Source organism: Fibrobacter sp., from assembly GCA_017503015.1.
Classification (GTDB): Bacteria; Fibrobacterota; Fibrobacteria; order Fibrobacterales; family Fibrobacteraceae; genus Fibrobacter.
Genome location: JAFVTX010000009.1, coordinates 42,047 through 64,247 on the forward strand (window position 1 = coordinate 42,047; position 22,201 = coordinate 64,247).

Annotated in this window: 15 protein-coding genes; 8 read left to right on the forward strand and 7 right to left on the reverse strand. The window is 53.7% G+C overall.

Translation table 11 applies throughout. From position 1 onward, the window contains the following. Positions 1-8: 8 nt before the first annotated feature. Positions 9-3,029 (reverse strand): DEAD/DEAH box helicase, encoded by a 3,021-nt coding sequence (locus IKB43_02040; protein MBR2468924.1) that lies wholly within the window; start codon positions 3,027-3,029, stop codon positions 9-11. Positions 3,030-3,085: 56 nt separating this feature from the next. Here IKB43_02040 and IKB43_02045 point away from each other — a divergent pair, with 56 nt between their 5' ends. The 3 genes from IKB43_02045 (at position 3,086) to IKB43_02055 (ending at position 5,829) form a co-directional block, all read left to right on the forward strand. Then, entirely contained in the window at positions 3,086-4,405 is a 1,320-nt protein-coding gene (locus IKB43_02045; GenBank protein MBR2468925.1) for a glycosyl hydrolase 53 family protein, read from the forward strand. 87 nt (positions 4,406-4,492) lie between these two features. After that, positions 4,493-5,008 (forward strand): helix-turn-helix domain-containing protein, encoded by a 516-nt coding sequence (locus tag IKB43_02050; GenBank protein MBR2468926.1) that lies wholly within the window; start codon positions 4,493-4,495, stop codon positions 5,006-5,008. Between the two features lie 80 nt (positions 5,009-5,088). After that, on the forward strand, positions 5,089-5,829 hold the full coding sequence (locus tag IKB43_02055) for an IS3 family transposase (protein ID MBR2468927.1): 741 nt from the start codon (positions 5,089-5,091) through the stop codon (positions 5,827-5,829). A 69-nt stretch (positions 5,830-5,898) separates the two neighbouring features. On the opposite strand, the gene IKB43_02060 is transcribed toward IKB43_02055, so the two are convergent. Continuing rightward, positions 5,899-7,779, reverse strand: coding sequence for a glycoside hydrolase family 9 protein (locus IKB43_02060; GenBank protein MBR2468928.1), 1,881 nt, complete (start codon positions 7,777-7,779; stop codon positions 5,899-5,901). Positions 7,780-7,990: 211 nt separating this feature from the next. On the opposite strand from IKB43_02060, the gene IKB43_02065 reads away from it, so the two are divergent. From IKB43_02065 to IKB43_02075, 3 genes are read left to right on the forward strand one after another with little or no spacing between them, the layout of a single operon-like run. Then, positions 7,991-8,260: a PqqD family protein gene (locus tag IKB43_02065; protein ID MBR2468929.1), complete on the forward strand. Its 270-nt coding sequence runs from the start codon at positions 7,991-7,993 to the stop codon at positions 8,258-8,260. Continuing rightward, complete coding sequence (locus IKB43_02070; protein ID MBR2468930.1) at positions 8,257-9,957, forward strand: ABC transporter ATP-binding protein; 1,701 nt, start codon at positions 8,257-8,259, stop codon at positions 9,955-9,957. The genes IKB43_02065 and IKB43_02070 overlap by 4 nt, the downstream gene beginning before the upstream one ends. A 46-nt stretch (positions 9,958-10,003) precedes the next feature. Then, positions 10,004-10,375, forward strand: a complete 372-nt coding sequence (locus IKB43_02075) for an SPOR domain-containing protein (GenBank protein ID MBR2468931.1) — start codon at positions 10,004-10,006, stop codon at positions 10,373-10,375. A 9-nt stretch (positions 10,376-10,384) separates the two neighbouring features. Here IKB43_02075 and IKB43_02080 read toward each other — a convergent pair whose 3' ends face one another. Together IKB43_02080 and IKB43_02085 are read right to left on the reverse strand one after the other, a co-directional pair. After that, positions 10,385-13,882 carry a hypothetical protein gene (locus tag IKB43_02080; protein MBR2468932.1) on the reverse strand — a complete coding sequence of 1,166 codons (3,498 nt, stop codon included), beginning with the start codon at positions 13,880-13,882 and terminating at the stop codon, positions 10,385-10,387. A 696-nt stretch (positions 13,883-14,578) separates the two neighbouring features. Then, positions 14,579-15,286 carry a hypothetical protein gene (locus IKB43_02085; GenBank protein MBR2468933.1) on the reverse strand — a complete coding sequence of 236 codons (708 nt, stop codon included), beginning with the start codon at positions 15,284-15,286 and terminating at the stop codon, positions 14,579-14,581. A 521-nt stretch (positions 15,287-15,807) separates the two neighbouring features. Between IKB43_02085 and IKB43_02090 the strand changes: the two genes are divergently transcribed. Continuing rightward, the gene (locus tag IKB43_02090; protein MBR2468934.1) at positions 15,808-16,386 is read left to right on the forward strand and encodes a hypothetical protein; all 579 of its coding nucleotides are present in this window, start codon (positions 15,808-15,810) and stop codon (positions 16,384-16,386) included. 25 nt (positions 16,387-16,411) lie between these two features. Further along, on the forward strand, positions 16,412-16,975 hold the full coding sequence (locus IKB43_02095) for a 3'-5' exonuclease (protein ID MBR2468935.1): 564 nt from the start codon (positions 16,412-16,414) through the stop codon (positions 16,973-16,975). A 77-nt stretch (positions 16,976-17,052) separates the two neighbouring features. Here IKB43_02095 and IKB43_02100 read toward each other — a convergent pair whose 3' ends face one another. From IKB43_02100 to IKB43_02110, 3 genes are read right to left on the reverse strand one after another with little or no spacing between them, the layout of a single operon-like run. Further along, entirely contained in the window at positions 17,053-18,339 is a 1,287-nt protein-coding gene (locus tag IKB43_02100; GenBank protein ID MBR2468936.1) for a glycoside hydrolase family 3 protein, read from the reverse strand. A 32-nt stretch (positions 18,340-18,371) separates the two neighbouring features. Then, the gene (locus IKB43_02105) at positions 18,372-20,810 is read right to left on the reverse strand and encodes a DNA topoisomerase III (protein MBR2468937.1); all 2,439 of its coding nucleotides are present in this window, start codon (positions 20,808-20,810) and stop codon (positions 18,372-18,374) included. Between the two features lie 18 nt (positions 20,811-20,828). After that, positions 20,829-21,965, reverse strand: a complete 1,137-nt coding sequence (locus IKB43_02110; GenBank protein MBR2468938.1) for a glycosyltransferase — start codon at positions 21,963-21,965, stop codon at positions 20,829-20,831. Between the last annotated feature and the right edge of the window lie 236 nt (positions 21,966-22,201).

Sequence of the window (22,201 nt, forward strand, 5' to 3'; positions counted from 1 at the left end):
TCTCGCGGCTAGCTTGCGGGGGTATCCAGGCGGAACACTTCGCCTAGCTCGCTATCGCTCAGGTCCGTAAGCCAGGTTTCCCCTGCGCTCACCGTCATTTCGGCAATCGCCTTCTTGGTTTCCAGGAGGGCGTTAATTTTTTCCTCGAAGGTTCCCTTGGTGATAAACCGGTGGACCTGTACGTTCTTGGTCTGGCCGATACGGAAGGCCCGGTCGGTGGCCTGTGCTTCGATGGCGGGGTTCCACCACAGGTCGTAATGAATCACCTGCGAGGCGGCGGTGAGGTTCAGGCCTGTGCCGCCCGCCTTCAGCGAAAGGATCAGAATCTTGGATTCGGGATTTTGCTGGAAGCTGTCCACCATCTCCTTGCGCTGGTTCTGGGTGCAGCCCCCGTGGTAGAAGTTCACGGACATTCCCAGCTCCTTCTCGATGGACTCCTGCAGCAAGAATCCCATCTCGGCGAACTGGGTGAAGATGAGGGTCTTTTCGCCCTGTTCCTGGATAGAGGTAAGCAGGTCCAGCAGCAGCTGGAGCTTGCCTGAGGAGAGATGTCGATTCTCAGATTTGTCCACGCCTTTCAAGAACGTGGCGGGGTGGTTGCAGATCTGCTTCAGGGCAAGGATCATCTGCAAGATGATGCCCTTCCGCTTGAACAGCCCGTGGCTATCCTTGGAAAGTTCGGCCAGCTGTTTTTCTTCTTCCAGTTCCGCCATGAACTTGTCCAGGGTGCGCTTGTACAGGGCCGCCTGATCGCGGGTCAGTTCGGCGTATTCGTCCTGGATAATCTTGTCGGGCAGGTCGCTGATGATGGTCTTGTCCGTCTTGAGACGGCGGAGCATGAAGGGGGCGGTAATCTTTCTGAAGGTCTCGGCGGCCACCTTGTCGCCGTTCTTCTGGATGGGCGTCTCGTACTTTTCCCGGAACTCCTGGGCCGAGGGGAAGAAGCCTCGGTTCGCAAAGTCCATGATGGTCCAGAATTCCATAAGCCGGTTCTCTACGGGGGTGCCGCTCATGGCAATCTTAACGGGAGCTTCCATGCTGCGCAAAAGCCTGCTCTGGTCGCTGTCCGCGTTCTTGATATTCTGGGCTTCGTCGATGACCACGGCCTGCCAGGTCATGGCTTTTAGGGCCTCGAAATCCTTGCGGAAGGTGGCGTAGGTGGTGAGTAGCACATCGGAATCGAACTTCTGCAGGTCACGATTCCCGCCGTGGTAGGCCGTAAAGGATAGGGTAGGGGCGAACTTCTGGATTTCGACCTGCCAGTTGCACAGCAGGCCCGCAGGCATCACCACAAGGGCTTTGTTTTGCAGGAACTTTCCCTCTTCCTTGATCTTTAGCAGGTAGGCGATGACCTGCAGGGTTTTTCCTAAGCCCATGTCGTCGGCCAGAATGCACCCGAAACCGATTTCCAGGTTCTTGTACATCCAGGAGTATCCACGTTTCTGGTAGGGGCGGAGGATGGCATTCAGACCCTGTGGCAGCGGGATTTCGGTCTCGCCCCGCCAGGCGTCAATCTGGGCCTTGGTCTCTGGCGTAAGGGTGATGGGCACGCCGTCGCACTCTCCGGTAAGGGCCGCCTGCACCAGCTTGGACTGCTCCGCCTGTGCCGCCTCTTTTGGGGTTTCCACCTGCTTCTTGATTTCTTCGATATCCTGGGCCGAAATTTCGATGTACTCCGACTTGTATTTCAGCAGGCCGTCAGCCTTTTCTGCCAGCGCCAGGAATTCTTCTGGAGAAATATGCTCGTCGCCCAGGGCCACCTGCCAGTCGAAATCCAGCAGGTCTTTTGCGGCAAAGGCTCCAAAGCTCACGCTCCCTTGCAGGCGCATCTTGGCCTTGGGCTTGCCGATGTGCAGAAGCTTTTCGGGAATCTCCGTACGGATGCCCATGATTTCCAGCTTCTTCAGGCTGTCCTGCAAGAACTGGAGCAGCTTGGCGCCCTGAAGGAGTAGGGGAGTCTCGCCTCGGGAATCCAGGTATGATTCCAGTGGCTTGAAAAATTCCGCCACGCCGTAGAGGATTTTTTGCAGCGGCACAAGCCTGGAATCGTTTGTCTGGAACAGGGTAGAAAGGGGCTGCCCCTCTACATAGACTTCCAGCGACACGCTGTCGCCGGATTCCCACGCCTTGAAAAGAATCTGGCTCCGCAGGTCGAAATGCCCGAACACCGAGAACCACTGCCGGATTTTTTCGGGAATGGCATGCCCGCTGGCCCCCAGTTTCCCGGAAACCCCGTCAAAGAAAAAGCTCAGCAGGTTCCCGTGGTTGGACTTGACCGGCCGCTTGTAGGTCCGGGCAAAACGGAGCAGTGCCCCGATAAACAGCGAAAGCACGTGGAGGGCGGGGGAGTCAATTTCCAGGTATTCTTCGTCCTTGGCGGTGAAGGCGAACTTTTCGGGGGCCTTCTGTTCCAGCTGGTCCACCAGCGCCTTGATTTCGGGAATGAATGTAGTGGGGAGCCAGCGCATCTGGGCGGTGTCCCGCTGGACCCAGAAAATCTGCGGATAAATGCAGCCCTTGCGCACCAGGTGGAATGCCGTGAGGAGCGAAAGGTGCAGGTAACGCACCGTGTAGTGGTGCCACGAAAAGTTCCCCGGCGAAATGCAGCACAGGGCTCCCATGAGACCCGCCACCGCAAGCCCCGACTGGATGATGCCCCCGTCTTTCTCCTGCTGGAAACTCCAGTGCCAGGGCGCCTTGTGGAAAAGCTTCAGGTTTTCCCCTTCCATCAGGAAGGTCTTGAAGTTGTAGGCCCTGAAATGTTCCGTGAAGGTCTTGAAATCCTCGTAGCCCGAAAGAAAATCCGTGCAGGAGGTAAGCTCGTCGGCGTAGCTCTTGCGGAAATTGCCGGCGGGGCAAAAGTCCGGAAAGTTCGGCAGCATGGTGGGCAATATGCGGGAATAGTCCTTCAGACTCTCGAAATCGAAATCTGGGAGCTGCGGGTGCGCCTCTGTCACCCGCTCGCCTGCCACGACCTGCACCAATGCGGATTCGGCGGGCACGTCCATTTCAAGAGCCTCTTCGACCATAGTGGGCCAAATATAGTAAGCACAATAATCTATCTTAGACCTAGAAGGGTTCCCGTATGCGTATTCTGCTGCTTGTATCGTGTGCCTGCCTCTTGTGGGCTTGCAGCGAAGATTCCGATTCGTCGGTATCTTTGAATGTGCCTGAGTTAGACTTGTCCTCGTCGGCAACAGCCGAATCCTCGTCGCTAGCGGGAAAGCTTTCTTCTAATGCTGTAGAATCCTCTTCGTCCGATGCCGTGGAATCCTCTTCGTCTGATGTCGTTGGATCTTCTTCGTCCGATGCAGTTGAGTCTTCTTCTTCGGATGAGGCTCGGCCTATTTCGTCGTCAATTGTTTTTGACTTTTACAGGGGCGCTGACATTTCAACAGTTCAGGAATACGAGCATTACCATACCCGTATCTTTGATGTGGACGGTTCTGAAACGGATATATTTACCCTGCTCAAAAGGCATGGATTCAATGCGGTCCGCCTAAAGACTTTTGTTTCGCCTAGTGCGCAATACGGATACGCCGCGGTAGGTTGCGGCCATGCCGAAGAATCGTACGGCGATAAGGAACATGTGGTTGCCTACGCGCAAAAGGTTAAGGCGGCAGGCATGGCGTTCCTCCTTGACATTCATTACAGTGACAACTGGGCTGATCCGGGTAAGCAGATTATCCCGAGCCGTTGGCGTGGTGTCAAAAGCTCAGATGAACTAGCGGATTCGGTGTATCAATACACATATGACCTGATTAGCTCGCTGAAAAAAGTGAATGCCATACCTGACATGGTGCAAATAGGAAACGAGACCACACCCGGAATATTGATTCATGTTCCCAACAGCGGAACAGATTGTTGGGGCAATGGTGTTGAAAAGGCTTCTACAAGTATAAATGGTGACATGGGAACTTCTAGCGGAAAGGCTAATGCGGCCAAGTACTTTAAGGCGGGTATTCGCGCCGTCAAGGCGGTTTCGCCCCAAACCAAGGCGGTGCTACATATCGAAAGTATCCGCAAACCTCAGACAGTCAATTGGTGGATGGAAGAGATTTTCAAGAATCAGAAAGTTCCTGCCGAGGTGATGGGTTTTTCGGCCTATACAGCCTACGGTGATGGCTCTCCAGAGGATTGGAAGAGCCTGTTTGAAGAACTAGTCTCGAAATACCCGGACCTTGAATTCATCGTTGCTGAGTACAACGGTGGTGACAAAGGTGATCACTACGCATACGACGGCTCGCGCAAGCACACTGATCAGATGATACGTGGGTTGGACCGTTGGATTGGAGCTTTCCTGTGGGAGCCGACCCAGGGAGGAGACTGGGGCGCAGCCCTTTTTGAATGGAAAGGGAATGACCTTTATGCAGATAAAAGGTCTTTTGACGAATACGACCCCTAATGTATAGGGATCCTGAATAATCTATCAAAAAGGCTCCCTTGTGAGCTGAACCCAAAAAGTTGGACAAAACGTTCGGGGTTTTCATATATGCAATACACAAAAGAAGAATGGGGCAAGGTCTTTGAACTCTACCAAAAAGGGTATGGGGCAGCACACATTTCAAGGATTACCGGTATGCACAAAAAAACTATCCAACATAGATGCCGGCAATATGACCTCACAGGCTGTCAATACACGCAAAGGAAAGTGAATGTTCGCCCAAATGCGGAACTAAAAAAGGCCGTCATAAAGGCCGTTGAACAACAATCGCTATCTTTGGCTGAGGTTACTGTCAGGTACGGAATTAGCCGTGATTGTCTACTAACCTGGTTGAGCAAGTTCCGTCATGGCGGCTACGAGGAACTACTTGCAATCAAACCAAAAGGGAGGCCACCCAAGGTGCCCAAGCCAAAGCGAACCAAAGGAATGAGCGAGGTAGAGAGGCTCAAGGAAAGGATAGCCTACCTCGAAGCGGAGAACGCCTACTTAAAAAAATTAAAGGCCCTAGACCAGGAAGAAAGTGCCGAGATGTTCGGTATAGGGCCCAAGTCATCCAAGAATTAAGCGACAATCACGCCCTGAAACATCTCCTGAAGGCGAGTGGCCTATCCCGTTCCACATACTACTACCACCTTAGACAGAAGGTGGACCGCTACGCCGACGAGCGTAGTCGGGTCAAAGCCGTTCATACGCAGAATAAAGGTCGTTACGGCTATCGCCGTATTTTGGCCCGGCTCAGAAACGAAGGCTACACGATCAACCACAAGACCGTCTACCGGTTAATGAAAGAAGAAGGCCTAAAAAACGTGCGTAGGCGCAGCAAGTACCGCTCGTACAGGGGCGAAGTCGGCAAGACGGCGCCCAATATCCTGAACAGGGACTTCGGAACGACAGGTCCAAACCAGAAATGGACAACCGACGTGACACAGATAAACGTCGGTGCGGATAAGTGCTTCCTGTCCCCGATACTGGACATGTACAACGGCGAGATAGTCAGTTACGCCATATCCGATCGCCCCGACTTGAAGATGGTCATGGAGATGCTGGACCGTGCCTACGCCGCAAGGGAGGTCAAGGCGGGGCTGATGTTGCACTCGGATCAGGGGTGGCAATACCAGCACTACTCCCACCAAAGGTCCCTCAGGGACCACGATATAGTCCAGAGCATGAGCCGAAAAGGCAACTGCCTGGACAACGCCATGATGGAGAACTTCTTCGGTATAATGAAGTCAGAACTACTTTACCCGAATACGTTCCGCGATGTGGACCACTTCAAGCAGGAACTGAGGAAATACATCAAATACTACAACAACGACCGGATAAAACTGCGCCTAAAAGGAATGAGCCCGGTACAATACCGGACTCATAACGCTGTTTTATCCTAACTTTAAACTGTCCAACTTTTGGGGTTCAGCTCAGTGCGGGGAGCCTTTTGTTTTTATGGGAGAGCCTTTCTAGTGTAACTTTTTGCCGCGCAGGTTGAAGTACCTCTTGGTGCCATCCGGTGCGGTTCTTTCCAGAAGGACGCTGTTGTCTTTGATGATGAGGCGATTACCGGCCTTTATGGGGCTGAATTTGGCCTTGCTGGAGGGAATAGAGACGAGATCGTAGGAGGAACTGCTTTTGGCTGTGGAAGTGTCGTAAACCTTTCCCGTTGCAAGGATTGCCTGAATGCTGCCTACCAGGTATGCAAAGGGTGCGTTCCAGTTGATGGCGACCTCATTGGTGGCATAGCTACAAGAATTATCGTAGTATGATTTTGCAACGGCGTCTTTGTCTACATAGTTCTTAGCGCAATCCGTTGCTGATGAGTTCGGCCCACCGGCAACCATCCCGGGAACGGGAGCTTCGATTTCATCTGCCTGGCTGGGACGATGGTGAGGGTTCATTACCTGATTAACTCCGTATCCGGTCAAATAGGATAAATCGAGAGGATTACGGCCTAAAATGTAGTCTGCGATGCCAATGGCTGCATTGAGGTATTTTTTGTCTTTGCTGAGAATATAGGCGTGAATGAGAACCATGCCTTTATTGGCAGCACCCCCATTAGAACCCCAATAGAAATCGCCTCTTTCTAAGGCAATGCCGAAACCGTTATTCTCAAGAGATTCAACATACTTGTCTGCGAGGCGGAAAATCATCGCTTTTGCTGTGTCCACATCGGCTTTCTCGAAGACGTTGGGATTTGTGGCGATAGTGAATGCTTCAAGCATCGCGCTATGGGACCAGCTTTGCAGAGTAGCGTCTTTGCTACCAAATTTTACAGAGTGTATGACATCTGTGAAATTTTTATTATGTGATATGCGGTAAAGTTCTGCATTGGCCCAGACTTTCAGCGACCAAATGCTAGATCCTGTATAAGAACCGGTTGATACGTCGCTCGGTTGTGTGTACCTTTCCGTTGCATTGGGTATTGCCCATTGGTGTGCTTTTTCGGCTGCTTTCGCACAGGAACTTGCAAATTTTGAGTCAAAAGAACTGTATATGTCAGCGGCAAGGGCCATTACGGCGGCAAAATTCCATGTTGCCTCGACACCCTTTCCAATAGCATACCTTTGCGCGGTGGCCTTCTCTGGCATGACCATCCCGGCGAATTTCAGGGTAGTGAGCTTGTGGAAGACGCCGCCGTCTTCGTCTTGCATGGCTATCATCCAATCCAGGTTCCAACGGATTTCGTCAAGAATGTCAGGAATCTTGTTTCCACTTTCAGGAATGTTCAAGTTGAGGGTGTCAAAATAGGCTTTGTTTTGCTGGTAAAGCTGCAGAAGGGTGTAGGTCGTGATGCCTGAGTTGACGATGTATTTACCATAGTCTCCGGCATCGTACCAGCCTTTGGGGGCTTTAAAAGTTTCACCCAGGGAAACGTCATGTCCGGTGGATGCATGGTATTTGACAGAAGTGTCTGGGTGGCCGGCTTCGCGAGCGTACTTTCCGGCGTATTTTTCCTCCAGCTCTGTAGAGGCTCGCTGGAAATAAAAGAATTTTAGGGAGCCTTTGGTAACGTCTTCAAGAGCATTGTCGGAAATAATGACAGGGTGGCCAACTTCCTCATCGCCTAAAAAAATCTTGTATGTGCCCGCAGTTTTGAAATCGCTAAAATCCACCAGCGAACCATCGGTTCCAGCAGGTATCCACGGCTGGGCTTCTGGAACAGTTTTGCTGAAAACAACTTTCCCGTCGGAGTCTTTTAAGGAAACGGTCTTACCGACTCCATCGATGACAACAAGCTGTTTTAAGCCGTTTGTGACGAATCCTACCTGATTTTGGTAAATTGTGGCTGCAAATATGGCATTGACAGCACAAAGGGCGGGAATGAGGATTTTATTGAAATTCATAGGAGTTCCTTTTCTATGCCCTCTAAAAGTAAATTTAGGGGAGGCTTTTTGAACGGTCTGGAATAGAAAAAATGTTTTCACTAGAAAACACCTTTTTGTCGTGATTTAAACCGGTTGTATGTAAAAAAAGTTTATCCATGCTGCTTTTTATTTGTCTGGTCAGGTTAGATTTCTTAAATAAGCTATTTTAGAACTATAAAAGGAAGGTTTTATGCGAATCAAAAAAGGTTTTGTGCTACGTGAAGTCTGTGGCGAACAGGTGATTATGGGTGAGGGCATCGGGGCTCTTGATTTTGGGAAACTCCTGTGCCTAAACGAGACCGCGGCATTTTTGTGGAATACGGCCACTGAACAGGGTGACTTTACCGTAGCTTCCCTGACGGACAGACTTTGCGATGTATATGAGGTGGAACGCTCCCGCGCAGAGGCTGATGTGCAGGCCATCGTGGATAGCTGGCAGAAGGTGAACGTGCTGGAATGAATTACCTTTCGTGGCTATGGCAAAGTATCCGCGGAGTTCGCCTGAACGTGGCCCTTCGTGTGGCGGTGGGAACCCTGCAGGTTTCCCTCGGCCTTGCCATGGTTTGGCTCAGCAAGCGCTTTATCGACGATACCATCAAGAACGGTTCTGACCAGGACGTGGCCCGCATGGTGGGCCTGCTAGTGCTTACGGTGGTGGGGAACGTGGTGCTCCGCCAGGTGTATTACTACCTCACGTCGGTGGCTACCATCCGGCAGTCCAACGCGCTTAGGCTCTCCATGTTCGGGCGGCTGTTTACCCGCAAGCTCTACAGCGAAAAGGAACTTCTTTCGGGCGACGTGACTTCCCGTTTTTCCAAAGACGTGGAACTGGTAAGCGAAGTGGCTACGGCGAAAATTCCCCAGATGATGGTGACGGCGATACAGCTTCTGGGGGCATTCTTGATGCTTCGCTGGTTTGACCCGCGGCTTGCCTGGGCCCTAGTGGTCCTCACGCCGCTGGCCCTTGTGTTCGGGAAGTTCGTCTCTTACCGCCTGCGGAAAATGACCCTCAAGATTCGCGAAGGGGAGAGCCGTATCCAGATGCATGTGCAGGAGGGCGTAGAGAACAACGCCGTGCTCCGGAGTTTGGGAAGTGCCCCCTGGGTTTCGGAGCGGCTGGATTCCATGCAGCGCACCCTCCATCACGACGTGGTGCGGCAGACCCGTTTTTCTGTGATTTCTCGGCTGGCCTTTGGCGGTGCTTTTGGGCTTGGCTACCTGTTGGCCTTTGTGTGGGGCGGTCTCGGGCTCCGTAACGGCACCATCACTTTTGGCGTCATGACCTCTTTCTTGCAGCTGGTGGGGCAGATTCAGGGGCCAATCCTCTCGATATTGAACAACGCGCCCCGCCTGATTCACGCTACCGCCAGCATCGACCGCCTGCAGGAGCTGCAGGGCGACGGTTCGGTCAATGGCGCGGAAGGCACTTCGAAGGGTGCGATGGGTGATGTTTCGGACGGCGCAAAAACCGTGCCCGAAGGCTCATCTGGCCTGGGCGTCCGTCTGGAAAATGTCAGCTTCCGTTACGCCACCGCCGACCACGATGCTGTCCGGAATTACTCTCACGACTTTAAGCCAGGAAGCAAGACCGCCATCATGGGCACGACAGGTGCCGGTAAGACGACGCTTTTCCGCCTGATGCTTGGGCTTGTGGAACCTCGGGAGGGCCACGTGCTTGTTTATTCTACGGACTCCAGTGGCTCCGCAGGTGCTTTTGAACGGCCTGTTTCGGCAAATACATGCGATTACTTTGTCTATGTTCCCCAGGGGAATACCCTAATGAGCGGAACGGTTCGGTATAATTTGCAGTTGGCCAAACCGGATGCTACCGAAGAGGAACTGCGACATGTGCTGCAGGTGGCCTGTGCGGAATTCGTGTTCGATCTGCCCCACGGTCTGGACATGGAACTGGGGGAGCGGGGCATGGGGCTTAGCGAAGGCCAGGCGGAACGTATTGCAGTGGCCCGCGGACTCCTGCGGCCCGGGAGCGTCTTGCTGCTGGACGAAATCAGCTCGGCGCTGGACGAGCCTACGGAGAGGGAATTGTTCCGCAGGCTTTTTGCGGCCTATCCGAACAAGACCATGATTTTTATTACCCACCGGAGTGCCGTTGCCGAAATGGACGGGGTGGAAACCGAGAAAATTTTTTATAATTGATGTCATGAAATCGTCTATTGCTTTTATTGTCGGATTTGCAGCGGCACTGTCTTTTGCCGGAGACCCTACGGACATGGATTCCCTTTTCCGCGGGAACGAGTATTCTCCCGAGCTTTCCGCTTCTTTGCGGGACACTTCTGCTGCCGCAGGCCCTGCCGTTCCCGGCAAGGCGAGTGCCGACAAGAAGGCCTCTAAGGACCTTTACGTTTTGCAGTTTGAGGCCGTAGGTGATTTCGATGCGGCCCAGCGCCGCCGTGCAGAACTTTCTGCCAGCACGGGTTACGCTATCCAGGTGGTGTTCGACGCTCCCTTCTACAAGTTGCGCGCCGGCGGTTGGAACAACAAGAAAGCCGCCGACGACAAGGCCCGCGAACTTTCGGCCTACAACATCAGCGCTTTCGTCGTGAAAGTGCGGTAAAATATCCGCTTATTCCAGCAGTCCAAGCAATTGCTTGATGTCCCGTTCGTCCATAGACGACGGTATGAACGTGCGCTCTTCGGGTGAGACGTAGATCATCTTCCGTTCCGAAGATGGCCGGAAACTTCTGTCTCTCAGCTCTACCGCGGGGTTCTTGAGGGAATACAGGAACTTACCCGTCTGGATAAACTTCTGGCCCTTGATGCCCTGCTTGATGGCGTCCATAATCTGGGGCACGAGTTTCTGGTTCGGCCAGGGCTCCTTGTGGAGCTCGAAAAGCCTCTGCTGCAGCAACTCTTCGTGAATGGGGGATTCGTGGTCCACATAGAACTTGAGCTGCGTGATGATGGATGCCGCCGAAAGTTCGGCGATGGGCCTGTCGTGGGGCGTCCCTTCGATTTTCGGGTGCAGCACCGTATAGGGAATCACGCTCAGGTTTTCGGCACTGATGGCGTCGACGCTTTCGGATTCCTCTTCGGAGGCGTCCTTGGGTGGGGGAGCCACGCTCTGCTCGATGGCGATGGTAGTGACCATGTGGCTTACTTCGTCGCTGTTGGCCATGTACCAGAAGGGGGTCCACAGGTTCAGCACCTTCCAGCCGATTTGACGGAGCAATGTGTGACGAATGTATATCCGGTCTTCGATGGATTCCCTGAAACGTTCCGTGGTGCAGTCGTCTTCGACCATGGCGAGGAACCGCTTGGAATTGTTGGCGTCAACCACCACAGGGCCGACAGAAATGCCGCACTGGCAGAAATAGGGCTCCACCTGGATGTTTTCGTCTTGCAGGGCCTTTAGAGCCTGGGCATAGAGAGCCGATTCCTTGGGCTTTTCGTCGGTAATGTTCAAGGTAAGCACCTTCTGCAGGTACAGAATCCATTCCCAGAACAGGTCCGGTTTTTCTTTGGGCTTTTGGGCCATGTCGCTTTCGGAAAGGAACACCTGGAGTTCGCTCTTGGCAAGAGTTGCACAGACAGAAAGGGAATTGTTGATGGCTTTCTTTTCGGTGGTTTCGTATTCGCCGCACACGAGAATCGTATCTCGCAGGCGGTTGACCGCCCTTTCGGGAGTCTTTACGTAAAAACTGATGGAAGGGTTTGTAGGCTGGAAAAACCTTGCCGCCGGAGAATCCTTGGGTGTAAGGCTGTTGATGGCCGACTCGATTTCCATGCAGGTGGACTGGTGAAGAGCGATAATGCCGAGAGTGCGTCCCGGTTGCCTTTCGGCATGGTGGATAGCGGCCTTCGCGATTTCCAGGACCTTGTCGGATACGACTTTCAGGGTCTGGTTCTTTACCTTTTCACGGCTGGGTTGCGGCAGTTGCCGAATGTCGCCACCGTAGATTTTGCAGTTCGCAAAATCTATCATGGAGGAATGGGCGTAGGTGGTGGAGAACCACAGTTCCCTGGTGGGAATCCCCTGCCTTAAGCTCATGGTGAGAATGGATTCCTGGAACGCCTGGGTATGGGGCGTCTTGTCTTCGGGGTAGCCGTCCAGCGGCAGGTGCTTCAGGAGAGGCGCCTTGGAATCGCCCACCAGCACCGTCTTTTGGCCCTTGAAAATGGCGGGAAGCGCCTCGCAGACCGAAATGCAGTCCGCGTCCAGAATGACTACGGTCTGGAATTTCTGAGACGGTGGAAGCTGGAAACTCTGCTCCAGCGGGATAAAGGCGAAAAGGCCCGGATTGTCTTTGACGGTGTTTTGCACCAACCTGAAGTTTGCGTTGCAGAACTGGTCCAGTCGGGAGCGGTAATCCCTGGTCTTTTGGGCGCGGGCCTTGGGCAAAAGGGAGAACAGGTCGGGACAATCCTTGCCGACCTGCTGGATTTGCGTTCCTGCCCAGAAATGGGCGAAGGCCTGGGCGATATTCTGGCTCACGTAGTCTGCGTCTTTCAGGTAGTCGACCAGTTCCTTTGCCCCGAATTTTTCGATGGACTGCAAAAGCGACGTGGTGCGCACGTGAATTTCCAGATTGCCCCAGTTGGCGTTCCACAGCTGGATTTCGTCCAGCCACTTTTCGATGCACAGGCTCTCGAGAGGAGTTTCCAGAGAAAGACCCTTCGTAATCTTGCGGGTGGATTCCTGGAGTTCCTTGACGACCTTCGCGTAGTCCTTCATCTGGGGGAGGGCATCCTTGAACAGCTGCCACTGCTCCAGAATCTGGAGAAGCAGGTCCAGCCGCGGGTCGTTCTTGTGGGTCTCCCTAAAGTCGTAGATGTAGGTAATCTTCTTGTTCAGCTCGAACCAGTTGGAGCGTTCGTAGAGCCAGTCGCGGCCCAGCAGGTGGTTCCCGAGAACGGAGGTGTCCTTGTAGGCCCGCTTGTTTTCTTGCAACTCGATCAGGGTATCGATCAGGTCCAGCAACTGGTTGTCCGAGGAGACGGACTTCGGGTCTTTCAGGACTTTCAAAAGCTTTTTCTTGGAACTGCGGTAGCGGTCCGAAAGGCCCTTGAGGGTGGCCTTCAGGCTGTCGGCAAATTCTTCGCGGACAGAAAGGATGTTTTCGTCTACGGCGTTGTCGGTGTAGATTTCCGATGTCTGCCTACGGTAGCGGACCCACTTGTCGCCTGCTTCGGGAAGCGCCTTCAGGGAATCCTGGTAGTCTTCCCAGCTGTTGGAACGCAGTTCCCAGTCTTCAAAGACAGGAGTGTTCCTGTTGAAGTTCTGGAGAATCAGGTCGATGATGTCCGAAAGTCCGGAAAGGTAGATGCCTGTGGGGAACAGTCCCGTCTTTTCGACCAGCTCGATAAGGGGCTTCAGTTCGTTGGCCTTGCTTGAGGCACGGGCAAGTTCCTTGGCAATCGCTTCTTGCTCTTCGACGGAGAGGCTCGGGACCCGCACATCCTTGAAGGCGTTCCTGGCCTCCTTGCCCTTCTTTTCGAAGTAAAGGTAAAGAATCTCGTCCAGGTCCGCCTTGAGTTCGCAGTAGTCCCTGTACGGAATGTTCGCAATTTTCTGGAACAGGGCGTCGGATGCTTTAACCTTGACGGCCGGGTTCTGAACGAATTCCGTCAGCAGGTCCGAAAGGGGCGCGTCGGAGGGCTGGATGTTCTTGTTTATGGCGTCGTAATACCGCACAAAAGAATCGCGGGTCTTCTGGAGTTCCGGCAGAAGGGCGTCCCTTTCGGGGCCTTCGAAATTGCGGAACTGGGGGAACAGCCTATCCCTAAACTTTTGGGCGGTAGATGCCCTGCGGTAAACCACCAGGGTGCTTTTCTTTTCGGCGATGGAATCGGCCACCAGGTTCGCCGTGGCCCGGTCCCAGTCTGTACCTGGCAGGGCCTGAATGGCGTAGGCGTTGTTTCCGGCATCCTTTGCGTCTTCTGTGACCTTGGTGGTGTGGGAATCCGTGATGTACAGAGGATAGTGGTCCAGCGGCGAGTACAGCTTGTCAAAGGTTTCTCCGTCGAACTTGGAATCCTTGGTCTGGAATCCATCGGCGGTAAAGAGGCTTGAACAGTAGAGGCGGCGCTGGTGTTGGATTCGTCCAGTCCCTGTTCCATGCATTTCTTGAGGTTAAGCTTGACGGAATCAAAGAAGGCGAGGCAGATGCCGTGTCGTGTAAATTTCCAGTTTTTCTTTGCCGCCACCGCTTTTTCGAAGAGGGAAAAATACAGCAAGATGCTGAACTGGCCGTTCAGGGTGGCGTCTTCTATGGTGGGGAGCGAAAGCTCCGTTTTCAACCGTTCCCGCAGGACGATGTTTTCAAGAGGGGGCTTCGAAGAAAGGGCTACCGTCTGGGTCTGGAGGCTCACATCCAGGGGCACCAGCAGGCTTGGGGAAAGGGCGTTCCCTTCCCACTTCAAGAATCCCAGCAGCAGGTATAAATCGGTGGTACCGAAGTCCTCCAACTTTTCCTTGAGGGCTTGCAGGATATGTTCTTTCACCTCTAGTTTTTGCTGGGGTGTGAAATTTTCTGACTTGGGGAGGAATGAGTCCAGGGGCAGCGGGCCTCCGGCCTGTTTCCACTTTTCAAAGAACAGGTCGCCGGTTTCAAGCATCAGGGGCGTCTGGTACAGGCCCTTGGTGTTGAAGTTCAAGAGTGAATCTTTGGAATCGAAAAGAGCCGATTCCTGGCGAATCTTTGAAAGGGTGGCGGACAAGGCTGCGTTGGACATGCCCTGAATATACATTATTTAGGAGTAGCGAGTTATGAGTTACGAGTTACGAGTTGTTGAATAGGGGTTTCTTTGGACTTCTTTTTTACAGATTTCGGCAGACGATGTCCAGGGCGGTATCTAGGTCGGTGGGCGCTTGGGTGGAGGCAAGTCCTGCCTTGAAAAGGACCCGGCCTAAGAGCTCTTGGGGGGTGACGCCTGCTTCCCGGTCTTGCCTGATACTGTGGGCTTTTTCCCGCTTGGAAAGTTTTTTGCCTGCCGGGTCCACGACGAGGGGGTGGTGCAGGTACTTGGGCGGTTCGGTCCTGCCCATCAGTTCCATCAGGGCGATTTGCCTTGCGGTGGAATTCCGTATGTCTTCGCCCCGGATAACATGGGTGATTCCCTCTTCGATGTCGTCGACGCAGACGGCGAATTGGTAGGTCCATTGGCCGACCCTATCCCGGATAGGGAAGTCCCCGCATTGGAGTTTCGGATTTTCGGCAAAGTCCCCTAGGCGTAGGTCGTGCCAGTTAATTACTTTGTCTGGAATCTTGATTCGGAGGGAGTGGGGGGCGTTGCGGGGGGAACCCCCGCTGGAGGGGGTAGCGGAAGACGCATGAATATCCCCGCCAGGTTGATGGGAGATCCCCGCCTGCGCGGGGATGACAAGTAAGTGGCGGGGATGATATGTGGCTGCAGCGAGGGGGAGGCTTCCCCCCTTGCATTTTCCTTGGTATATGATTTCGCCAAATTCGTTCTTTGGATTTTGTTCTTCCAGCTCCTTGCGGCTGCAGTAGCAGGGGTAGACCAGGTTTTGTGCTTCAAGGTTCTTGAGGGATTTTTCGAACCTGCCGAAGTGGTCGCTCTGGAGGCTTTCGCTTTGCCACTTGAAGCCAAGCCATTGCAGGTCTTCGCGGATGGCGGCGATGTGTTCGGGCCTTGACCTTTCCTGGTCGTGGTCCTCGATGCGCAGGTGCACCGACAGGTCCCATTTTTTGGCGGCGGCCCACACGTACAGGGCCGAAAGCAGGTGGCCTTCGTGGAGGTAGCCGGTGGGGCTGGGCGCAAATCTGGTTTTTCCGTTCACGGGGGGAAAATATAGGTAATAGGGGATAGGTAGTAGGTTGTAGGTATTTGGGCTGACGGGGACTAGAAGATTTAATGTGCAAGGGGTCGTGAGTTTTGAGTTGTGAGTAATGAGTTTTTATAATCGCGCCATTGGCGCCAAATTACATACTGACGACTCATAACTGACAACTCATTACTAATCTCACTTCTCGTAGCCGTCAAATACTATATTTCTTTTGAAAACGACGAACAATCGGGGTGTTTATGAAATTGAGTGGATTGGTTGGATGTGCTTGCCTGCTTGCCTTTGCGGCGGGCGCTTTTGCTAACGACATTATCGCGACGACCTCCAACGGCTCTACGGTGATTCTCCACGACAACGGCCGCTGGGAATACTACCAGAACAACGCGAAGATTCGGGACGTGCGTCCGGAAGCCATGCCCGAAGACGCCAAGTTCAACGTGTCCGTGCTTTATGAAAGTGCCGACAAGTTGAAGAAGAATGTGCGTATGGCCATGGAAGCGGACTTTGCCACCGAGGAAGAAATCAAGGACAGCCTGCGCAAGGTGCCCAAGGGCGGTATCATCTATTTCCAGGTACCAACCAAGCAAATCAAGAAGGGGCTGAACCGGGAGTTTACCTATTCTGTCTTTGATAAGGGCAAGACGCCAATATTCTCGAAGACCGTTGCTGAAACCGAGGCGACTCCTAGCGAAGACGCAGGAGTTTCGAACCTGGTGGTAGTGCCTGTCTATGGACGGCCCAAGTCCAAGGTCATGAAAGCCCGTGTGGAAAACCGTGCTGCAAGGCAGACCCTGGATATCGACGTTCCTATCCAGTAAGGGAACGCTTCGCAGGGATTAAACCGTGAAATTTGCCGTTGTGGACTTGGAAACCACCGGAGGGAAACCTTCCGATGGACGCATTACCGAAATAGGCGTCGTTTTGATGGACGATACCAACGTGGAGGGAACGTTCCAGGCCCTGGTAGATCCGGGCATGCCAATCCAGCCCTTTGTGCAAAGGCTTACGGGAATTACCGACGAGATGGTGCAGGGAAAACCGCAGTTTTCGGCTATCGCCGAAGACCTGTTGGGAATGTTGCAAGGCCGCATCTTTGTGGCTCACAACGTGCAGTTCGACAGTCGTTTCATGATGGCGGAACTGAAACGCTGTGCCATCAAGTATGACCCGCCCAGGCTTTGCACGGTGAAGCTCTCCCGAAGATTTTTTCCGGGGCTGCCCAGCTACAGCCTGCACAACCTGACGGAATCCCTGGAGCTTCCGGACTTTAACCACCACAGGGCTCTGGCCGACGCCCGTGCCGCCGCTGAAATCTTGAAGCTGGTCTATGAAAAAATCGGACCGGAAAAGTTGTTGAAAGAGGTGAAGAACTTGCCGAAGAAAGATTCTCGCCCTGGCCGCGGCTGACACATCTTGTCCCCTGCGGCCCTAACACCTACAACCTGTTACCTAAAACCTAGCCCCTAGATCCCAACCACTAACCACTACTTAATCATCCCCGCCTTATACTTCATCTTGAGTATTCGGGCGGCAGATTCTTCGATGCGCTTGCGGTAGGTCTTGTTGTTCTTGGAAATTTGCACAAGGTAGTTCACCATCTCTACCGCCTTTGCGGGGTAGGTAATCATGAACATATCGTTGCCTGCGGTAAGGGCGGTGCGGATAAGCTTGCGGAAATCTTTACGGGGGTAGCCCTTGCTTTTTACCCGTTCTGTTCCGCTGACCCAGGCCCGTAGGGACACTCCCCACAGGTCGTCGGTGAGAATCACCGTTTCCGGGTCCATATCCCGGGCCATTTTCACGATTTTCGGCTCGAATACGGCGGGGCGGCTAGAGATGCGGATAAACCGCACGCTGCTCATCATGGTTACGGGAATGTCGTTGGAAAGCCGCTTGAAAAATTCCACGTTGTAGGCGATTTTCTTTTTGGGGCTTGCACTGATGGCGATTTGATGGTCGCTGTTGGTCCAAGAGTCATAACCCGGGAAATGCTTGGACACGCATACCACACCGCTTTGGCGCATGCCCTGGACAAAGGCCTGGACTTTTTCGGTACTGGTGGAATCCTTTTCCCAGCTGCGGGCGCTTTCTTCCATGAAGGAATTCTTCTTGCGGTGGTCCTTGGCGGGGTCCAGCACCGGAGCCAGGTTCATGTTGATGCCCAGTTCCATCAGTTCAGCCCCGATTTCTGCGGAGATCAGCTGGACAGAATCCGTGGGCATGTCCCGCATTTCCTTGGCGCTGGGGGCGTGCTTCCATTTTTCGGAGATGCCACCCAGGCGGTTTACGAAGCCGCCCTCCTGGTCGCTTGCCACCAGCAGGGGGATTTTCAGGCCTTCGTTGGCTTCCTTGATTCGGGACTTGAATGCCGCCGTGTCCTTCAGGTGGTTTTTCATGACCAGTACGGCTCCGAATTCGTTCTCTATCAGGAACTGGGCCGGTGATAGATAGACCATGACCATCTGGGCGGCCTTTTGCTTGATGCTCATGGAATTCCAGAGGGGCATGAGTTCGTCGGGCAGACCGAAAGGGTTTTCTATGACCGCGGCAGTAGTGTCGGCGATGCTGTCGGTGCGGGTGGTGTCTTGCTGGACCGTATCGGCTGTGCTGGTGACACCGGCGGAACTGCTCGCGGGTTCCGTCTCTTGATTTGCCACGGATTCCGTCAACGAATTCTGCGGAATGAATTGCTCGTGCGACAGAGAATCCTCCGCCTGCACAAGAACAGTCGTTGCCAGAAAAACGATTGCTGGTACTATGTTAATTTTCATTCTGAATTCCGAAATCCGAATTCCGAAGTTACTCAGCCACTTTTCTTCCCAAACCGTCTGGGCTTGAATTCCCTAGGCGGGAAATCGAACTTGAGCTTGCCTTTTTCCAAGTACAGGTAAGCGTCGAATAGCCGGTGGCTCTTGCTGCGGAATCCCTTGATAAGTTCCGTCTTTTCGCCTGCCAATAGCTTCTGGATGGCCTCGAAGGGCAGTTCCTTGCCCAGGAGAATCTTGGGAAGTGAGATTCCCGAAGGCAGCTTGTCCACATAACTTTGGGAAACGTAGCCCGTGAGGGTCTCGAACACGTCGGTTCCGTCCACGGGAGAAGATCCCACCTTCTTGCCGGTGTCGATTTCTTCGGGCTTGTCGTCAAAGACGAATTCAATCTTGTTCTGGTCGTTGATGATGACCACCGCCGAAAATTCGGAACCCTTCTTGCTGCGGAATCCCGTAAGGGGGCCGATCTTGCGCTTGGTCAAGAGCTCCACCACCTCTTCGTCGGTAAGGCGCTTTCCGCCAATCATCTTGCGGATGACGATACCGTCTTCGGTCTTGTAGCGGCTCACGGTCTCGAAAACCTTCTTGCCGTTTACGGGGCTGAACTTGGCTTCGCCTTCGGTGTGTTCTTCCTTGAATCCCTTGATGTTCTTTACCATGGTGCGGGTCATCTCCACGATGCCCTTCATGAACTCTTCCCGGGATTCCTTGCCCTTGGAAATCAGGTCCATCTTGTATTCCCATTCGCCGGTGAGTTCCGGGCTGGTGAGGGCTTCGCAGTTCATGGCCGAAAGCACCTTGATCAGGTCAAAGGCCTTGGCGGTAGGGATCATGTCCTTGCCGTCGCGGACCACGTACTTGTCGCTGACCAGCTTTTCGATGATGGCGGCGCGGGTGGCGGGGGTGCCGAGACCCCGTTCCTTCATGGCGTCCCGCAGTTCGTCGTCTTCCACCAGCTTGCCCGCACTTTCCATCATGGAGAGGAGCGAACTTTCGGTGTAGTGGGCAGGAGGCTTGGTAAAGTCTTCTTCCGCTTCGATGGAAACGGTCTTCGCCTTGTTGCCGTTCAGCTTGGGAATGTTGGACTCGTCGTCGCTATCCTTGCCGTAAACCGCCTTGAAACCCGGGTCTACCAGGATCTTGCCTTCGGTAAGGAAGGTTTCGCTCTCGACGGTGGTAATGCGGGTGGTGTTTAGGTATTTTGCCGGCGGGAAAAATACGGCGATGAACCGCTGGCAAATCATCTGGTAAATCTTCGCTTCTGCTTCGGAAAGGCTCTTGGGAGCGACCCCGGTGGGGATAATGGCGAAGTGGTCCGAAATTTTCGAGTTGTCAAAGACCTTTGGGGTGCGCTTGACCCAGTTGTTGTCCAGGGCCAGCTGGGCGAACTTTGCCAGAGGGCCCGTAATCTTACCCAGGGTAGATTTCACAGGAGCCACGTAGTCTTCGGGCAGGTGGCGACTGTCGGTACGGGGGTAGGTGGTGGCCTTGTGGTGTTCGTACAGGGACTGTGCTATGGAAAGGGTGGTCTTGGCGCTAAAGCCGAAACGGCTGTTGGCTTCGCGCTGCAGCGTGGTCAGGTCGTAGAGGCCTGCGCATTTCTGCTCACTTTCGGAGGTGCTTTCTTCAATGGAGCCTGGCTTGCCCTTGCACTTTTCCAAGATGGCCTTGACCGTTTTTTCGTCAAAGATCTGCTTCTGTTTTTCCTTGCCGTCGGCCTTGAACCATTTGCCCTGGTAGTCGCTTCCGTTGTTGTCGAAATTGGCGGTGACGGTCCAGAACTTTTGGGGCTTGAACTGCAGGCGTTCCTCTTCGCGCTTGACGATAATGGCGAGGGTGGGGGTCTGCACACGGCCGCAGGGGGTAATCTGGAACCCGCCCATGGAACTGTTGTAGGCGGTAAGCCCGCGGCTCCCGTTCATGCCCACCAGCCAGTCGGCCTCGGAGCGGCAAAGGGCGGCGTCCTTCAGGTTTTCCATGTCCTCGGCGGTACGCAGGTGCTCAAAGGCATCCTTGATGGCCGTAGGCGTCATGCTCTGCATCCAGAGGCGCTTTAGGGTCTTGCCCTTGAAGTTCCCCTTGAGCACGTAGTCCAGTATGTAGAAGAAAATCAGTTCACCTTCGCGGCCCGCATCGCAGGCGTTGATGATGGTGGTGACGTCTTTACGTTTGATGAGTTTTCCGAGAGCCGTCAGGTGGCTCTTGGTGGTTGGGAGGGCCACCAGGGGGAACTTTTCCGGCAGCATGGGGAGGGTTTTCATGTCCCATGCCTTGTAGCGTTCGTCAATATCCTTGGGGTCGGCAATGCCTACCAGGTGGCCGATGGCGTGGCTCACGATGGTGGTGTCACTTTCCCAGTAGGCGGTCTCTTTCTTGAAATTCTTTGCACCCAGGACTTTTACCAGGTCAGAGGCTACGCTGGGTTTTTCGGCGATAATCAGGGTCTTTTCGGGAGCTTTCGTTTTAGTTGCCATGAGACTTCCGTTCTTAACTTATTTCCATTTGAAACGTCCGAACAGGCCAAACAGCACTGCCAGGACGGTAAAGGGGGCATGGACGATTTCTACGGGAATGCACCACTTGAGCAGGTGCTCCTGCCGGAATATCTTGAGTCCACGCAAAATGAGGATCAGGTCGCCCAGGCTTTTTAGGGCGAAGGCGATGAGGGTTGCAATTAAAACTTCGGTGCTGAAGGGCGAAAACGCTGCCGTGACGCAGAGCATGGTCAAAAACAGGAACACCATGGAGAGCACGAACACGATTTTCGGGGAGTAGTAGATGGTCTTGGAGGCCCAGCGCTTGCGCTGCTCCCAGAGTTCCTTCAGGGTCTCTTTGCCGTTTGTGGTCACGAAGGTGGAGGGGGTAATGCAGTAACGCATGGCGAAAGGCCGGTCGGTGGCCAGCTTTTGCATCAGAAGGTCGTCGTCGCCGCTCTGGATTTTGATGACGTTCTCGAACCCGTTTACGCTCTTGAAAAAGTCCTTCCGGTAGGCCAGGTTGTTGCCCGTGCTGGTGAGAGGCAGGTGCATGGCAAGGCCCGCAGTACCCGCTACACGATAAATCAGGGTCTCTACCGCCTGCATGCAGATGATGAAGGGGGACTTTCCGGGGACGGTGGGGATGTAGGAATGCCCTGCTACCAGTTCGATTCCGGGTTCGAATTCCCGCAAGATGCCCGTAAGCCATTCCCGCTGGACAATGCAATCAGCGTCCGTAAGGCACAGGATGTCCCCCTCGCAGGCCTCGATCATCTTGCTGATGGCGTGCTTCTTGGGGCTTACGCCTTCGGGAATTTCCTTGATGGTCAAAATATGGAGCCGTTCGGGGTGGCGGGCGCGGTATTCCTCCAGAATCTGGGGGGTGTCGTCGGTACTGCGGTCATCGGCCACCCAAACATCCCAGACACCGGCATAGTCCTGGTCCAGTACGGAATCCAGGGTGGCCCGGATCCCTGCGGACTCGTTCCGGGCGGCGATGAGGACGCTGACCCTCGGGGGCGGGTTCACGGTGGAACGGCCCTCCCGGACGGTGCCCAGGGCACGGTAAAAGCGCACTTCAAGCCACAGGTAGAAGAGGCCGAACAGGGCAAGGAGGGCTATAAGCCCATATGTGACGACGGTCCAAACCATTTTCGGGGCTAAATGTAAAAAGGTTTTTTGAAAAATTGGTCCGGCGGGGGTGGTCCGGCGGGGGCAATTTTGGATACATATATATATGTTAATGTTTATTTGACAAGAAGCAGGAGTTATAAAAGAGTATATGGCTTGTTTTTTTGAAAAAATAGCCCGCTTTTTCAGTAAAATTAAATTTCCACTAAGGTCCCTTTACAGGTTTTCGGATTTATTTATCTTTCGCCTCGGATTTA

What these genes read in the sequence shown, in the direction of transcription:
- IKB43_02045 (MBR2468925.1), top strand. Translation starts at nt 3,086, where the DNA reads ATGCGTATTCTGCTGCTTGTATCGTGTGCCTGCCTCTTGTGGGCTTGC.
- IKB43_02050 (MBR2468926.1), top strand. Translation starts at nt 4,493, where the DNA reads ATGCAATACACAAAAGAAGAATGGGGCAAGGTCTTTGAACTCTACCAA.
- IKB43_02040 (MBR2468924.1), bottom strand. Translation starts at nt 3,029, where the DNA reads ATGGTCGAAGAGGCTCTTGAAATGGACGTGCCCGCCGAATCCGCATTG.
- IKB43_02105 (MBR2468937.1), bottom strand. Translation starts at nt 20,810, where the DNA reads ATGGCAACTAAAACGAAAGCTCCCGAAAAGACCCTGATTATCGCCGAA.
- IKB43_02080 (MBR2468932.1), bottom strand. Translation starts at nt 13,882, where the DNA reads ATGCATGGAACAGGGACTGGACGAATCCAACACCAGCGCCGCCTCTAC.
- IKB43_02060 (MBR2468928.1), bottom strand. Translation starts at nt 7,779, where the DNA reads ATGAATTTCAATAAAATCCTCATTCCCGCCCTTTGTGCTGTCAATGCC.
- IKB43_02090 (MBR2468934.1), top strand. Translation starts at nt 15,808, where the DNA reads ATGAAATTGAGTGGATTGGTTGGATGTGCTTGCCTGCTTGCCTTTGCG.
- IKB43_02070 (MBR2468930.1), top strand. Translation starts at nt 8,257, where the DNA reads ATGAATTACCTTTCGTGGCTATGGCAAAGTATCCGCGGAGTTCGCCTG.
- IKB43_02065 (MBR2468929.1), top strand. Translation starts at nt 7,991, where the DNA reads ATGCGAATCAAAAAAGGTTTTGTGCTACGTGAAGTCTGTGGCGAACAG.
- IKB43_02110 (MBR2468938.1), bottom strand. Translation starts at nt 21,965, where the DNA reads ATGGTTTGGACCGTCGTCACATATGGGCTTATAGCCCTCCTTGCCCTG.
- IKB43_02100 (MBR2468936.1), bottom strand. Translation starts at nt 18,339, where the DNA reads ATGAAAATTAACATAGTACCAGCAATCGTTTTTCTGGCAACGACTGTT.